We start from the raw sequence: 14,811 nt of genomic DNA, 5'->3' as shown, positions 1-14,811 counted from the left end.
CGCCGAAGCTTACAGACGAGATTTTAAGACTTACAGATACTCGACTAATAAGATCTCGAATTCACGCTCACCAGAGGGTACCATCACAGTCACTACATCACCCTCGTGCTTACCGATGAGGGCACGAGCAACGGGACTGGAAACGGAAATCAGATTTTGACGAATATCTGATTCAATATCACCCACGATTTGATACTTCAGCTGCTCACCTGTATCTAAGTCTTCCAACTCAACCGTGGCGCCGAACACAATCCGATCACCTGCATCTAAGGTGGCGGGATCAATGATATTTGCTGCCGATAAAACGCTTTCAAGCTCCTTGATACGCCCCTCAACAAAACTCTGACGCTCACGCGCTGCATCATACTCTGCATTTTCAGAAAGATCGCCATGTGCACGAGCAACAGCAATCGCTTCAATAACAGCAGGTCGCTCAACCGTTTTTAAATTAGCTAGTTCATCATTAAGGCGCTTCGCGCCAGCAACAGTTAAAGGAATACCTGACATGATCTACCTCTACCCAAAATACAATTAAAAGAGCGCCCCAACATCATCACCTCAATGGCAATATAAGGGCGCCTAAAAATAAAACCCCGACCAACACAGTCGGGGAAGAGTTAACTCTATTATGCTTAAAAAGTTCTTAAAAATCAAGTACTCATCATCATGAAACTATGATTTCTTATTGTCACGCTTAAGACTTAAAAGCTGATACAGTAAAATAGCACCAAAGGTGGCGGTACCAATCCCCTCAAACTTAAAAAATCCTAATTCAATCGTAAAATTACCCGCACCTAAAATAACCGCAATGGCTGCCACAATCAGATTACGGTTATCCGAAAAATCCACCCGATTAATCACCCATATACGCGCCCCAGCAATCGCAATCAAGCCAAACACAACCACTGAAACCCCACCTAAAACAGGTGCCGGTACGCTATGAATTAAGGCACCAAATTTTGGTGAAAAACCTAAGATAATTGCGAATATCGCCGCAATCACAAAAATCAGCGTGGAGTAAATACGCGTCACCGACATCACACCGATATTTTCACCATAAGTCGTCACACCGGTACCACCGACAGAAGCCGCCACCATGGTTGCTACCCCATCGCCCACAAAGGCACGACCTAAATACTGGTCTAAATTACGACCCGTCATAGCACTAACCGCACGGATATGACCTAAGTTTTCTGCAACCAAAATAATTGCCACGGGTGCAATGACGGTGATCGCAGACAATTGAAATTCCGGCTTATAGAAGGTTGGTATACCAAACCAAGGTGCTGCGGCCACGGCACTCAAATCAACCGGTGTACCAAAACCTAGTAAATTACTAAACACGTAATACAATAAATAAGATAAGACCAAACCGACCAAAATTAATAAGCGTTGCAGCATGCCACGCGTAAATACAGCCACTAAGCCAACGCTGGTCATGGTCACGATTGCCATTACGGCATCATAAGTGCTACCACTCGCCATCGCCCCTTTGGCAGCCACTGGAGCAAGGTTTAAACCAATCACCGCAACAATAGCACCTGTGACCACTGGCGGCATCAGCCTCTCAATCACCGCCGCGGCACTTCCCTTGGCATTAAAATGCCAAATCACTAAACCTATGAGCGTATAGATCAAACCACAAATAATGATCGCCCCTAAAGCAACCCCGATATTTGCGTTTAAGCCTGAGCCACTATAGGCAGTAACGGACACCACCCCACCAATAAAGGCAAAGCTAGAACCCAAATAACTGGGTACTTGCCCCTTAACCAAAAAGAAAAAGATTAAGGTACCAATACCTGACATTAAGACCGCTAAATTGGCATCGAAGCCCATCAATAAGGGACCCAATACCGTGGCACCAAACATCGCCACCACGTGCTGCACACCCATGACGACGGATTGCCCCATCGGCAAGCGCTCGTCTGGTGCAATCATCTGCCCGGGTTGTAAATTTGGTACTAAGCGCCACTTAGGAAAGAAAGTGGCTGTCTCCGGCGTGTGTGCAGTCGGCTCCTCGCCCACTGGCTGCCCCGAGGCTGAGCTTACACTTTCCTCACCACTGTAGCCGAAACCCACTGCTTCATCCGACGTGGCTTGATCCTTGTCCGTCATGAGACTCCCCTTACATAGAATTAAAAACATAATTTGCGCCAGTAATTTTAGCATGAGGCTTCACTACTCCTGTGCGCTTTGAAGTGATAGAATGAAGCCTGTTTTGAACCCATAACGAGGAGTGATCATGTCCGGACGTAGCACTGACTTACTCATTATCCGCCATGGTGAGACGGATTGGAATGCTTTGCAACGTTTACAAGGTTGGTCTGATATTAGCTTAAATGAGACTGGTAAACAGCAGGCTGAACATCTTAGAAAGTACTTACAAAACGACTATTTGCAAAAACTATATGAAAAGCATGGTCTAAAGCTGACACGTATTTATACCAGTGATTTAAAACGCGCCATTCAAACCGCTACCCCGCTAGCTCAAGAGCTATCACTCACTATTCAAATTGATGTGGACTTACGAGAACGTAATTACGGCAAGTTAGAGGGTCAAAATTGGCGTGAAGCGTTTCAACACTTCGATACGCAACAACATGCCACGCCTAAAGACTTTGCCGAAGAATTAGCGGTAGAACCTTTGGTACTTTTCTCAAAGCGTCTGCAAGGAGCACTGCATGGCATTACCCAACGATATCCAGGTGAGCTAGTGGCGATTGTGTCTCATGGTGGTGCCTTGGATATGATGTGGCGCTATTTTATGGGTCTAGAAAATACCGCTCAGCGCGAGGTTTTACAGCGTAATACCACCATCAATCATGTACGTTTTAGCGAGGATGGGTGGCAACTCATTGATTGGGGGCATGGTGCCCATTTAGAAAGTTAAGGCTAAACATCACAAAAACAAACCCGAAATTATTCAGTAATTTCGGGTTTGTTTATTTCTGCTTTATTGCAACATCTCTTTATGCAACTCTTGCAAAGAGTACACCGTCATGCTCTTAGAGGCACGCATATAAAGCATCCCCTGCACCGCAGCAGCGGCACCCGCAATCGTGGTAAAGAAAGTCAAACTACCAGCTAAAGCATGGGTACGGATGGTCTTTGAGTCATTAATCGCATTACGACGCTCCTCTACGGTATTAATCACCATATCGATTTCATCGTTTTTGATCATATCCACAATGTGTGGACGACCCTCAGTCACCTTATTCACCGCTTGTACCGGAATACCAGCCTCACTAATTTTGGCAGCGGTACCGCGGGTAGCACGAAGCTTAAAGCCTAACTCATGTAAGCCCCTAGCAATTTCGAGTGCCTTGTCCTTGTCCTGATCCTTAACACTTAAGAACACTGTACCCGATTCCGGTAAGGTGGCACCGGCTCCAATCTGTGATTTAAGGAAAGCTTCACCAAAGGTTTTACCAACCCCCATCACCTCACCGGTAGACTTCATCTCAGGGCCAAGAATGGTATCCACACTTGGGAACTTCACAAATGGGAATACCGCTTCCTTAACACTGTAGAAAGGAGGGACAACTTCCTTATCCACACCCTGCTCCGCTAAGCTCATACCCGCCATGGTACGAGCAGCAATTTTAGCTAATTGTAAACCAGTGGCCTTAGACACAAATGGCACGGTACGAGAAGCGCGTGGATTCACTTCCAACACATACACCTGACCTTCTTGGATGGCAAACTGTACGTTCATCAGACCCTTCACATCAAGCGCTTTAGCCATCAGGCTGGTTTGACGTTTAATTTCAGCGATCGTAGCATCATCTAATGAATACGGCGGCAAGCTACACGCAGAGTCACCAGAGTGCACACCGGCTTGCTCAATATGCTGCATTACCCCACCGATAAAGACTTGCTCACCATCAGCGATACAATCCACATCGACTTCAATGGCATTATTGAGGAAACGATCCAATAACACTGGCGAGTCATTGCTCACTTTGACGGCCTCACGCATATAGCGTTCTAAATCGCTTTGCTCGTGTACGATTTCCATGGCACGACCTCCTAACACATAGGATGGACGCACGACTAGGGGGTAGCCAATTTCTGAGGCCTGAGCCAAGGCTTCGCTCTCAGTGCGGGCGGTACGGTTAGGCGGCTGACGCAAGCCAAGCTTTTGTAGCAGCTTTTGGAAACGCTCACGGTCTTCAGCAATATCGATGGATTCTGGGCTGGTACCGATAATAGGCACACCATTGGCCTCAAGTGCACGCGCTAATTTAAGCGGTGTTTGGCCACCGTACTGCACAATCATGCCGACCGGCTTTTCGACCTCAACAATTTCCAACACATCTTCAAGTGTTAAGGGTTCAAAGTACAGACGGTCTGAGGTATCGTAATCAGTGGAGACAGTCTCTGGATTGCAGTTAATCATGATGGTTTCGTAACCGTCATCACGCAAAGCAAAGCTTGCATGCACGCAGCAATAGTCAAACTCAATACCCTGACCAATGCGGTTAGGTCCACCACCAAGCACGATGATTTTCTTGTTAGTGGTAGGCTCTGCCTCACACTCCTCCTCATAAGTGGAGTAGAAATACGCAGTACTCGTAGGGAATTTAGCCGCACATGTGTCAACGCGTTTATAGACAGGGCGGATATTATGCTGATGACGATTTTTACGAACCTCAGCCTCAGTGGTATCGAGCAAATAAGCTAAACGACGATCGGAGAAACCGTTGCGCTTTAATTCACGCATCGTTTCAGGCTCAATCGACGCCAAAGTCATTTTTTCTAGCGCTAATTCAATATCAACAATTTCTTTAATCTGCTCTAAGAACCAAAGATCGATTTTGGTGAGTTGGTGCACTTCCTCTAAGCTAAAGCCCTTGGCAAAGGCATCACCCACATACCAAATACGCTGTGGACCCGGCTCTGCCAATTCAACTTGCAATTTCTCGCGATCGATGGTCATCTGATTTAAACCATCAACACCAACCTCTAAACCGCGCAGTGCTTTTTGGAATGACTCCTTGAACGTGCGTCCAATCGCCATGACCTCACCCACTGACTTCATTTGCGTGGTTAGACGATCATTGGCTTGGGGAAATTTTTCAAAGGCAAAGCGAGGGATTTTAGTGACAACGTAATCAATGGTCGGCTCAAATGAAACCGGGATTTTACTGCCGGTAATCTCGTGCTTTATCTCATCCAAGGTATAACCAACCGCTAAGCGAGCTGCCACTTTAGCAATTGGGAAACCGGTCGCTTTGGAAGCCAAGGCAGATGAACGCGACACACGCGGATTCATCTCAATCACAATAATACGGCCATTATCCGGATTAACCGCAAACTGTACGTTAGAACCACCGGCAGCCACCCCAATCTCACGTAAAATAGCTAGGGAGGCATCGTGCATGATGCGATACTCTTTGGCCGTCATCGTTTGCGCTGGCGCTACCGTGATAGAGTCACCAGTATGCACCCCCATCGGATCCAAGTTTTCGATGGAGCAGACAATAATGCAGTTATCAGCGGCGTCACGCACCACTTCCATTTCATATTCTTTCCAACCAAGCAAAGACTCTTCGATCAATAACTCGCTCGTTGGTGAGGCCTCTAAACCTCGTTGGCAAATGGTTTCGAACTCCTCAGGGTTATAAGCGATACCACCCCCGGTACCACCTAAGGTAAAGCTCGGACGAATCACCACAGGGAAACCCGAGGTACCGATTTCTGCGGCGATATTACGCTGCACTTCCCACGCCTCTTCCATGCTATGAGCAATCCCAGATTTAGCAGAGTCAAGGCCGATTTTAGTCATCGCATCCTTGAACTTCATGCGGTCCTCAGCCTTTTCAATCGCGTCTTGATTAGCGCCGATAAGCTCAACCCCATACTTTTCAAGAACACCATGACGAGCTAAGTCCAAGGCGCAGTTTAATGCGGTCTGACCACCCATGGTGGCTAATAGTGCATCCGGTCTTTCCACCTCAATAATACGCTCAACCGCTTGCCAGGTAATGGGCTCAATATAGGTCACATCGGCCGTTTCTGGGTCGGTCATAATGGTGGCCGGGTTGCTATTAACTAAAATCGTACGATAGCCCTCTGCCTTTAATGCTTTACAAGCTTGGGCACCCGAATAGTCAAACTCACATGCCTGACCGATAACAATCGGACCAGCACCCACAATTAAAATACTTTTTATATCTGTACGCTTAGGCATAATTCTCTACTTTTCTGCCATTAAATGAATGAATTGATCGAAGATGGTCACAGCCGCATAAGGCGCTGTGCTAGCCTCAGGTTGTGCTTGCAAACCGAGGGCCGGACGATCAGTGAATTGAATACCCTGTAGACCGCCATCAAATAAGGAAATATGTGTGGCCTTAAGCGCTGCCGGTAGACTGTCTTTTGCAACCGCAAAGCTCTGGCTCTGTACGGTGATCATGACACGACCCGTGCTAAGATCCTGCACTGGGTGATTCGCACCGTAATTACCTACTTTTAGTTTATAGCTTGTCGCACCACCCGCCAAAGCTAGAATTTGGAAGCCCAAACCAATACCTAATAACGGCACCTTGCGCTCCAATAGTTGCTTAGTATTTTCGATGGCATAAGCACATGCTGAGGGGTCACCAGGGCCATTGGATAAGAACACACCATCTGGATTCAAGGCTAGCACCTCCGCCGCTGGTGTTGTCGCTGGTACAATGGTAATATGGCAGTTTTTATCAGCCAATAGCTGTAATAAACTATTTTTAACACCAAAATCGTAAACCACCACATGGTATGCCGCATCCGCCTCACTTAGCTCAGCAAAGCCCTCATTTAACTGCCACGAGCGCTGGTGCCACTGCGTTGGCGCCTGACGACTCACGACCTTGGCTAAGTCCTGACCCGCAAGACCGGCATGGGCCTTAGCTAATTCGATGGCTTTGGCTGCATCATCACCCACCATAATACATGCTGACTGGGCACCCCCATCGCGTAAAATACGCGTCAATTTACGGGTATCGACTTCACTAATTGCCACAATGCCATTAGCCTTTAAATACTCAGGCAACGACTGCTCGGCGCGGAAATTAGAGTAACGTACAGGACAGCTACGAATCACGAGACCGGCAGCCTGAACTTGGGAAGACTCGTTATCCTCGGAGTTAATGCCGGTATTACCAATATGAGGATAAGTAAGGGTGATAATTTGTTGATGATAGTCGGGATCTGTTAAAAGCTCCTGATAGCCGACCATGGAGGTGTTGAAAACAATTTCTGCTGTGCAATGACCCGCCGCACCGATAGAACGACCTCTAAAGACGGTCCCATCTGCTAATGCGAGAATCGCCGGCTCAACACCTTGTTGATAAGCAAATATGCTACTTGAGTGCGCCATAAAATCTCTTACTAATAAACTGAATTAAACCTGTTTATTATATAGGAAATCCGGGCTCTACTTAAGCAATTCAGCGGATTTGGGGATAATTGTCTATTGAAATAAGTACGCTAAAAGCAGCACCCACCACTCACCCATGGACGCTAGCGCACCCCCTGGAAAACAGCGTCTCGCAACGGTCATTAGCGCTGCATAAAGGCATGCGGACGACCCAATGCATCGTATTCAAGATTTAAGATGGCACTGCGGTGATACTGCTTTGTCGCCGCTTGAAAATCATACACTATGACCTGCTCACCAGTCTTAGTTGAACGACGACTATAAAGTGTTGGATAGGTCGTGCGACTACCTCGATAAACATACAAACGCCCGTGACCGCTTTCGGATAAAATCTCACGCCAACCAGCGCCAGCAGAGCTACCAACGGTAGGATCAATGCCATTAGGCTGCAATCGCTCAAGCAACCACATATGCTGACCATTTGCCTTTGGATTACGCGCATCCTTACACATGGCGAGTACTAAGGGTCGCCCTTCAACCGAAAAATTTACAGTATAAAAGCTCAAATCGCTGATGCTTGCACCCTGACATAGCTGAGCGGAATCGGATAAGGGCAAAGGCAGATTTCTCAAGGCTAAGCTGGGATGTAGCACGGGATCACCAAGTAAAGGCTCCTGACTACGTCGCGCACTCTCGGAGTCAGTATATACGGGTAAGCGATCAATATTGAGATAAACCCACTCGGTAATGCGCGGCAATAAACGACCTAGACAAGAGACATTAGTACATGCCTCAAGTGATTTTGTATGCTTATTGATCTCACTCGCAATCACTGCTGGACGCTCGGTATTGGCCAATAAGGTCGTCGAATAATAATTCCATGTCATCAACTGGCGGGCCACATCCAGATTTTGGCATAAGCCTTTGGGCCATTTAGCTAATTCCCTTTCTTGTACCACTAAGGCATCACGACCGAAACGCTCAAGCAAAACCGCTTCATCTAAGCAAGGGTTGATCACTAGCTCAAATTCCGCTTGCGAAAAACCCAATAATTTATAGGCATTAGGAAAGGCACTGGCCGCCGGAGACATCAGCGACAAGCTAAACAAAAACAAGCAAAAGAAAAGCCTAAAAAATCTTTTCAATTAAAACAGCCTTTGCAAAAATCCAATAAAATTGATAAGCCACGCACGTAATCACCATAATGTTGTAATCGCTTAAAAACATTTACTTACATAGGATTACATAACTTTGAATAGTATACTATACGCGCTGATTCAGCAAATTATTTAGTTCAGAAAGATACATATTGCATGTCCCTTAGTACCCTAGTAGTCAGAGCAATAGTTATTGTATCCTTAGTCAAAAAAAGTTAATTAAAGTTCCAAATGCTTACTTTAATCAAATTAATTTACGCCTTACTCCCTCTTTAACAGCATTTACATATCAAACTAATATAATTTCCTATAGGTAGACGCTTTTAGCACTTAATTTATTCTTTTTTATTTGGGTTTTTAAAATGACGAATCAACTAGATAGCTTAGCCAAATACACCACCATTGTGGCCGATACCGGTGATTTTGAGGCGATGCGTCAGCTGCAACCAACCGATGCCACCACCAATCCATCCCTGATTCTTAAAGCGACACAGGATCATCGCTATCGCCCCCTACTTGATGAAGTCATTCAACAGCACCCTGATGCACCAACTGAGGAGATTCTTGATCATTTATTGGTACTTTTTGGTCGCAAAATTTTAGAGGTCGTCCCTGGTCGTGTTTCTACTGAGGTGGATGCGCGTTTATCCTTTGATACTGCCGCTACCGTTGCTCGTGCACGCCGACTAATCCAATTATATAAAGCGGCTGGTATTGATAGGCAACGCGTACTGATTAAAATCGCCTCGACTTGGGAGGGGATTGAGGCCGCTAAGCAATTAGAACAAGAAGGTATTCACTGCAATCTCACCCTGCTCTTTAGTTTGGTACAAGCCGTGGCTTGTGCCAATGCTGGCGTCAAACTGATTTCACCCTTTGTTGGTCGTATTTATGATTGGTATAAAAAACAGGCAGGTAGCACGTGGGATGATGAGGCGCAAGCCGGCTCACATGATCCTGGCGTCAAATCCGTGACCAACATCTTTAATTACTATAAGAAATTCGCAATTAAAACCGAGATTATGGGCGCTAGCTTCCGCAACATCGGACAAATTCAAGCCTTAGCCGGTTGTGATTTATTGACCATCAGCCCCGAGTTATTACAACAACTCGCTAATACGCACACACCACTGACACCGGCATTGGATGCACATCAAGCCCAAGCCATGGCGATTGAAGAAATAGCATTGGATGAGGCGCGCTTCCGCTTCCTACTCAATGAAGATGCCATGGCAACAGAAAAACTGGCTGAAGGTATTCGTAACTTTGTCAGCGATGCGATTAAGCTAGACCAACTGATTGAGTCTGCGCGCCAGCGCGTATAGTTTACTAGGGGTGCGAGGCATTAGGCCAAAGCGACGCAGTGTTTAAAGTGTGAGCGGTATGAGCGCACGGTTTAGCATGACGTGATGCGCTCACTGCGTTTGGGCGCACTATCACCCTGTGGCGCCGTACTTGCTTTGTACTGCGCATCGCAGTGCTTGATAAATTGTCGCAGTCATCAGGCTTAATGCCTACTGCAACTAGCCTTTACGCTCCATTAAAGCCCAGGCGATGGTGCCAGCGTCCACATATTCCAATTCACTACCAGCTGGGATTCCACGCGCAATACGCGTTACCTTAATCTGGTGCGGGCGCAATAACTGCTCCAAATAATGCGCCGTGGTTTCACCCTCACTGGTGTAATTGGTCGCTAAAATCACCTCTTTGATTGTTGTGTCTTGGACACGCTCAATCAAGCGTTGCAAACTTAAACTGAGTGCCCCTACACCTTGAATGGGCTGCAATTTGCCCATCAACACAAAGTACAAACCACGGTAACTGCGGGTGGACTCAATCATCAATTGATCAACTGGCGTTTCCACGACACATAGCACAGAAGCATCACGCGACTCATCGCTACAGGTTGCACAGATTTCACCCGTTGTAAAGGAGTTACATAATTGGCAATGGCGCAACTCTGTCAGCGCACGCTCCAATGCGTGTGACAGTCTTAAGCCACTCTCCGGATCGTGTTGCAGCAAGTAATAAGCCATACGCCGCGCACTACGCTCACCAATACCCGGGAGCTGGCATAAACTATCAACCAACTCCTCTAAGGGCTCATCAAACTTAGGCTCGGCTTTAGATCCTGGGATATTCAATGACTTATCTTAGCGATGGATAAAATGAATCACTAGAACGGGAACTTCATACCCGGAGGCATTGGCATACCAGCCGTTGCGGCAGCCATTTTCTCATCCGCCATCGCCTGTGCCTTACGTAAAGCATCGTTAAAGGCAGCAGCGGTCAAATCCTCAAGCATGTCTTTATCATCTTCCAGCAAAGATGGATCAATGCTAACGCGGCGCACATCATTACGACAAGTCATTGTAACCTTTACTAAACCACCGCCGGCTGCACCCTCAACCTCAATATTTGCCAAGGCCTCTTGTGCTTTTTTCACATCTTCCTGCATTTTCTGCGCCTGCTTCATCAGCCCGGCTAATTGATTTTTCATAATCATATGAAGAATTCCTTTTTATCAAAAAATTTACCGTATTGTATCGTATCTAGTCTGTTGATAAAACGCGTACCGAGCCTTCAACTACATTTGCACCAAAGCTTGTCTTTAAGCTCTGGATATAAGGGTCATTAGCAACGCGCTCTTCAGCTTGCAACTGACGCTCTTCTTGCTCCCTGATCAGTTGCGCACGTGCAGTGGCATCACCCGTCTCACCGCTTTCAAAGTGTAATTTCACCACCCGAGCAAAATACTCAGTTAAGGCCGTGGTTAGGGTTGATTTAATCGCTAAACTATCCACATTTTTTAAAAATATTTTTAAGTAAATGGTATTATCCTTGGTCGCCAACCATTGACTATTAAGCAATAGCTCGCCTGCCAAACCTGGCAACGCCAAGCTGCGAGTCAACTCAATCCAACGCGCCTGATTAAGCGAAGATAAGGTGATTTTATCCTCATCGGTGGCGGTTGTAGGTACCCACGTCGGATCAAAATCCATATCCGAGCTCAAGGGCTCATCAATAATATCCCCGTCATAATCCACCATGGCACTGCTTTGCAGACTCATCCAGTCGTGCTCTGACAGGTCAGAGCTTGCAGCACTTGCCGCGGGTTCTGCGGTAGGCTGCGACGCTTCAAGCACATCATCGATATTGCCAACGCTACTTGAGGTTAAGGCCTCGGTCGGTGGCATAGGGTCGGATTCTTCGGTACTTGGCTTCTGCCTTGCTTGGTCTAACTCCTCAGGTGAGGAATTCATAGGCGCTGATGAGGATTCCTCAGCCGGCCTAGGCGCAGTGGCTTGTGTATCCACTGCGGTCGCCGGTGAAGAAACGGTAGGTTGGGCCGCTTGCGCATTCGGCTCCGGTGCGACGTCTAATTTAAGGTGTTTTTTTTTATCCTCAAGGCCGTCGTTCGAGTCAGTTACAGGCACTACTGTGGCTGTCGCTGTGCTTTGTTGTAGCTCTGACTGAATCGCTGGTGCATTAATCAAAGCCAACATGCGCAGACAAATCATCACAAAGCCAGCATACTCATCAGGCGCTAATGCTAATTCCTTGCGACCATGTACCGTAATACTATAAAAAAGCTGTAATATATCGTGATTCGCACTTTGTACCACTTGCGCCAATTCAGGATAAAGCGGATCATCCCTATCAATCGTACCGGCTAATCGCTGCTCCATCGCTAGACGCGATAACAAAGCCGCCAAGTCAGCCAAGGCCCCCTCATAGGAAAAGCCACGATCCGCAATGGCATCAGCGATCGCTACCACTTGGCTCGCATCACCAGCCAATAAGGCACGAATTAAATTCACTAAATAGCTCTGATCAATGGTGCCCAACATATCCTGCATTGCTTGCACAGTGATATGGTTGCCGCTAAAGGCAATGGCTTGATCAGTAAGTGATAAGGCATCACGCATAGAACCAGCAGCGCCTCGGGCAATTAATTGCAAGGCTGCTTTTTCGTAGTCCACCCCCTCTTCATTGAGCAAATGCTGCAAATGCTCTACTACCGCTTCGGGGGACATTTGCTTGAGGTTGTATTGAATACAGCGAGATAAAACCGTCACTGGGATTTTCTGTGGATCGGTGGTCGCTAAAATAAACTTCAGGTGCGGAGGCGGCTCTTCCAAGGTCTTTAACATGGCGTTAAAGGCGTGTGTGGTCAACATATGCACCTCGTCAATGGTGTAGATCTTAAAACGACCACGTGAGGGTGCATAAATGGCTTGCTCTAACAGCGGCGTAATCTCATCTACACCGCGTCTTGAGGCCGCATCGACTTCAATATAATCAACAAAGCGTCCCTGATCAATTTCCAAGCAAGTTGAACACTGACCGCAGGGATTGGCAGTAATACCAGTTTCACAATTCAGTGATTTGGCAAGAATGCGTGCCAAGGTGGTTTTACCAACACCGCGCGTACCTGTAAATAACCAGGCGTGATGAATTCGTTGTGTTTGCAGCGCATTTGACAATGCGCGAACCACATGATCCTGACCGACTAACTCCGAAAATGAACGAGGACGCCACTTACGGGCAAGGGCTAAATAATTCATAGAACACGTGGATAATGAAAAATAAACGGTGAGCCTGACTTCGGCCTGTAAAAACCCTTTACATCAAAGGCTAACAAAATATGATTAGAAATACTATGAGTAATTAAGTGGATTCATTATAGCAAATAACTTCTTAGCTTAAATAGCGAGTTATCTCATGGGCGCTCTATATCTTGCTCAGCTTCGTTTAGTTTTCTTATCAGTTCTACATCAGGATGACAGCGGACTAAAAAATCCATCATTAGCGTAGCGTCTTTATTGATATAAAAGTCTTGCATTTTTTCGTTAAACTCTTCCTTTTTTTGTGCAGGAATACTAATGCCTGCTATACCATTAGCTAATAATTCACCACACATCATTAATCGAGATGAACGCTTATTACCATCAAAATAAAACTGTTGCAATGCACCAAAAAGGAAAAAGGCCGTGGCTCTTTCAAAAACTGGCAGTGTTTTTAGTTTCTCTAAGCCCTCATCAAACACTTTATTTAAGGTAGCTGCGTTATCTTCTGTTGGGATAGGATTGTATTGCCCTAACTCTCCTAACGCCACATAGGGCGTATAGTTCTTTTCCTCACCCTCACCTCGAAAATTCCCCCACTCCAACACCTCGTTTCTAGCGACTAACTTATGAATGCTATCAAAGTTTTGTTTAGATAACTCAAACTCACCTGAGCGAACTAAGCTTATAAGGTGACGAGTACTAGCATTTAAGTTAAGAATCTGCTCTTGGTCATCAATTCTATGACCACCAACAGTGATGCCCTCCAATAAGGTTTTAACCTCATTGAAAGTGAATGGATTACCCTCTAAGACCGCAGCGCTCCAAATAAATTCGGGCAAATTTCTCATAAAACGAAAACAAGCTGCCTCTACAGTGTATATAGGAATAATTGAAGGAATTTTGGAACGATCCCATTTAAAACCTAATGCGTTAAATAAAGTTTGGTTGTTCATGTCGCTCTTTGATTATTTTTTAATCAATGCTCTAATTCTATCAGAAACGTTCCTTTCATAAATTGTGGTAATTTGTGCATTTCCTTTAATTCTTCCAAGCGATGACGTTCTTTGTCCCCTATGTCACACGAGTTGTCCGATCATTTAATTTTTACTTTTAACCCATTTAGGGCGGCGGTTAGGATCTTATAATGGCAGTTCATCGTCTTGAGTTTAAAGAAGAACTCATCCGGAAATCATTGCCTTCTCATCATCAACGTATGGCAGACTTGAGCCATGAACAGAGCGCCGTAAAACACAGCAATTGGGAATGCGAACTACGACCTAAGGAGAAGGCCTTGGCTGAAACAGCCGCCTTATTGACCTTATCAAAAAAAGCCCGGGCTATATGGAGGGTATGGACATGCCTCACTACCCTAAGAAGCCCTTTGCCGACATCACAGAAGCACGTCTATAAACGCAAGACCGAGAGATCTTAGCGAAGTGCACGCAAGTCTATGAGGCAGCAAAACAGGCAAAGTCTCCTGTCTTCGTCACTTTTTCTCGGGACACCCATCTATTTCCTTTTAAATCAATTACTTAATATAAAATAAAGGCGTTTTGGGGTGTCCCAATGAGTAAAACAGAAAAAAACACTCGCTTTATCTATTTTGGATACTTAGAAAAGATGTCCAATAATCTAGCGCGATTTTGCTCTAAAAGGTCAGACGGTTTCATCGTCAAACCCCTGACTTTATTCAATATTCATATCCTATCAAAAGCGGCTC

11 protein-coding genes are annotated in these 14,811 nt (G+C 46.0%); 2 read left to right on the top strand and 9 right to left on the bottom strand.

The window, feature by feature from the left end:
* Positions 1-30: 30 nt before the first annotated feature.
* Together greA and A3GA_RS0101685 are read right to left on the bottom strand one after the other, a co-directional pair.
* Positions 31-507 (bottom strand): transcription elongation factor GreA, encoded by a 477-nt coding sequence (greA, locus tag A3GA_RS0101690; protein ID WP_018025654.1) that lies wholly within the window; start codon positions 505-507, stop codon positions 31-33.
* Between the two features lie 165 nt (positions 508-672).
* The gene (locus A3GA_RS0101685) at positions 673-1,941 is read right to left on the bottom strand and encodes a solute carrier family 23 protein (RefSeq protein WP_051052489.1); all 1,269 of its coding nucleotides are present in this window, start codon (positions 1,939-1,941) and stop codon (positions 673-675) included.
* Between the two features lie 304 nt (positions 1,942-2,245).
* On the opposite strand from A3GA_RS0101685, the gene A3GA_RS0101680 reads away from it, so the two are divergent.
* Positions 2,246-2,893, top strand: coding sequence for a histidine phosphatase family protein (locus A3GA_RS0101680; RefSeq protein WP_018025652.1), 648 nt, complete (start codon positions 2,246-2,248; stop codon positions 2,891-2,893).
* 63 nt (positions 2,894-2,956) lie between these two features.
* Here the strand turns inward: A3GA_RS0101680 and carB are convergent, their stop codons facing one another.
* From carB to A3GA_RS0101665, 3 genes are all read right to left on the bottom strand, one after another.
* Positions 2,957-6,196: a carbamoyl-phosphate synthase large subunit gene (carB, locus tag A3GA_RS0101675; RefSeq protein WP_018025651.1), complete on the bottom strand. Its 3,240-nt coding sequence runs from the start codon at positions 6,194-6,196 to the stop codon at positions 2,957-2,959.
* 6 nt (positions 6,197-6,202) lie between these two features.
* Complete coding sequence (gene carA, locus A3GA_RS0101670; protein WP_018025650.1) at positions 6,203-7,363, bottom strand: glutamine-hydrolyzing carbamoyl-phosphate synthase small subunit; 1,161 nt, start codon at positions 7,361-7,363, stop codon at positions 6,203-6,205.
* 182 nt (positions 7,364-7,545) lie between these two features.
* Positions 7,546-8,454, bottom strand: a complete 909-nt coding sequence (locus A3GA_RS0101665) for a hypothetical protein (protein ID WP_018025649.1) — start codon at positions 8,452-8,454, stop codon at positions 7,546-7,548.
* A 428-nt stretch (positions 8,455-8,882) separates the two neighbouring features.
* Here A3GA_RS0101665 and tal point away from each other — a divergent pair, with 428 nt between their 5' ends.
* The gene (gene tal / locus A3GA_RS0101655) at positions 8,883-9,845 is read left to right on the top strand and encodes a transaldolase (protein WP_018025647.1); all 963 of its coding nucleotides are present in this window, start codon (positions 8,883-8,885) and stop codon (positions 9,843-9,845) included.
* A gap of 198 nt (positions 9,846-10,043) precedes the next feature.
* On the opposite strand, the gene recR is transcribed toward tal, so the two are convergent.
* The 4 genes from recR to A3GA_RS0101635 form a co-directional block, all read right to left on the bottom strand.
* Positions 10,044-10,664, bottom strand: a complete 621-nt coding sequence (recR, locus tag A3GA_RS0101650; RefSeq protein WP_018025646.1) for a recombination mediator RecR — start codon at positions 10,662-10,664, stop codon at positions 10,044-10,046.
* A 32-nt stretch (positions 10,665-10,696) separates the two neighbouring features.
* The gene (locus A3GA_RS0101645; protein ID WP_026156738.1) at positions 10,697-11,023 is read right to left on the bottom strand and encodes a YbaB/EbfC family nucleoid-associated protein; all 327 of its coding nucleotides are present in this window, start codon (positions 11,021-11,023) and stop codon (positions 10,697-10,699) included.
* A gap of 49 nt (positions 11,024-11,072) precedes the next feature.
* Positions 11,073-13,088 carry a DNA polymerase III subunit gamma/tau gene (gene dnaX, locus A3GA_RS0101640; protein ID WP_018025644.1) on the bottom strand — a complete coding sequence of 672 codons (2,016 nt, stop codon included), beginning with the start codon at positions 13,086-13,088 and terminating at the stop codon, positions 11,073-11,075.
* Between the two features lie 155 nt (positions 13,089-13,243).
* Positions 13,244-14,044, bottom strand: a complete 801-nt coding sequence (locus A3GA_RS0101635; protein ID WP_018025643.1) for a Fic family protein — start codon at positions 14,042-14,044, stop codon at positions 13,244-13,246.
* Positions 14,045-14,811: the final 767 nt, after the last annotated feature.

This window comes from Oligella urethralis DSM 7531, from assembly GCF_000372065.1.
In the GTDB taxonomy this organism is placed as follows: domain Bacteria; phylum Pseudomonadota; class Gammaproteobacteria; order Burkholderiales; family Burkholderiaceae_B; genus Oligella; species Oligella urethralis.
Note: the sequence above shows the minus strand (reverse complement) of the source record. Positions and strands in the feature narration are given on the sequence as shown.

Bases quoted from the DNA above. Each gene is read 5' to 3' on its own strand.
- greA (WP_018025654.1), bottom strand. From the start codon at position 507: ATGTCAGGTATTCCTTTAACTGTTGCTGGCGCGAAGCGCCTTAATGAT.
- A3GA_RS0101685 (WP_051052489.1), bottom strand. From the start codon at position 1,941: ATGATTGCACCAGACGAGCGCTTGCCGATGGGGCAATCCGTCGTCATG.
- A3GA_RS0101680 (WP_018025652.1), top strand. From the start codon at position 2,246: ATGTCCGGACGTAGCACTGACTTACTCATTATCCGCCATGGTGAGACG.
- carB (WP_018025651.1), bottom strand. From the start codon at position 6,196: ATGCCTAAGCGTACAGATATAAAAAGTATTTTAATTGTGGGTGCTGGT.
- carA (WP_018025650.1), bottom strand. From the start codon at position 7,363: ATGGCGCACTCAAGTAGCATATTTGCTTATCAACAAGGTGTTGAGCCG.
- A3GA_RS0101665 (WP_018025649.1), bottom strand. From the start codon at position 8,454: ATGTCTCCGGCGGCCAGTGCCTTTCCTAATGCCTATAAATTATTGGGT.
- tal (WP_018025647.1), top strand. From the start codon at position 8,883: ATGACGAATCAACTAGATAGCTTAGCCAAATACACCACCATTGTGGCC.
- dnaX (WP_018025644.1), bottom strand. From the start codon at position 13,088: ATGAATTATTTAGCCCTTGCCCGTAAGTGGCGTCCTCGTTCATTTTCG.
- A3GA_RS0101635 (WP_018025643.1), bottom strand. From the start codon at position 14,044: ATGAACAACCAAACTTTATTTAACGCATTAGGTTTTAAATGGGATCGT.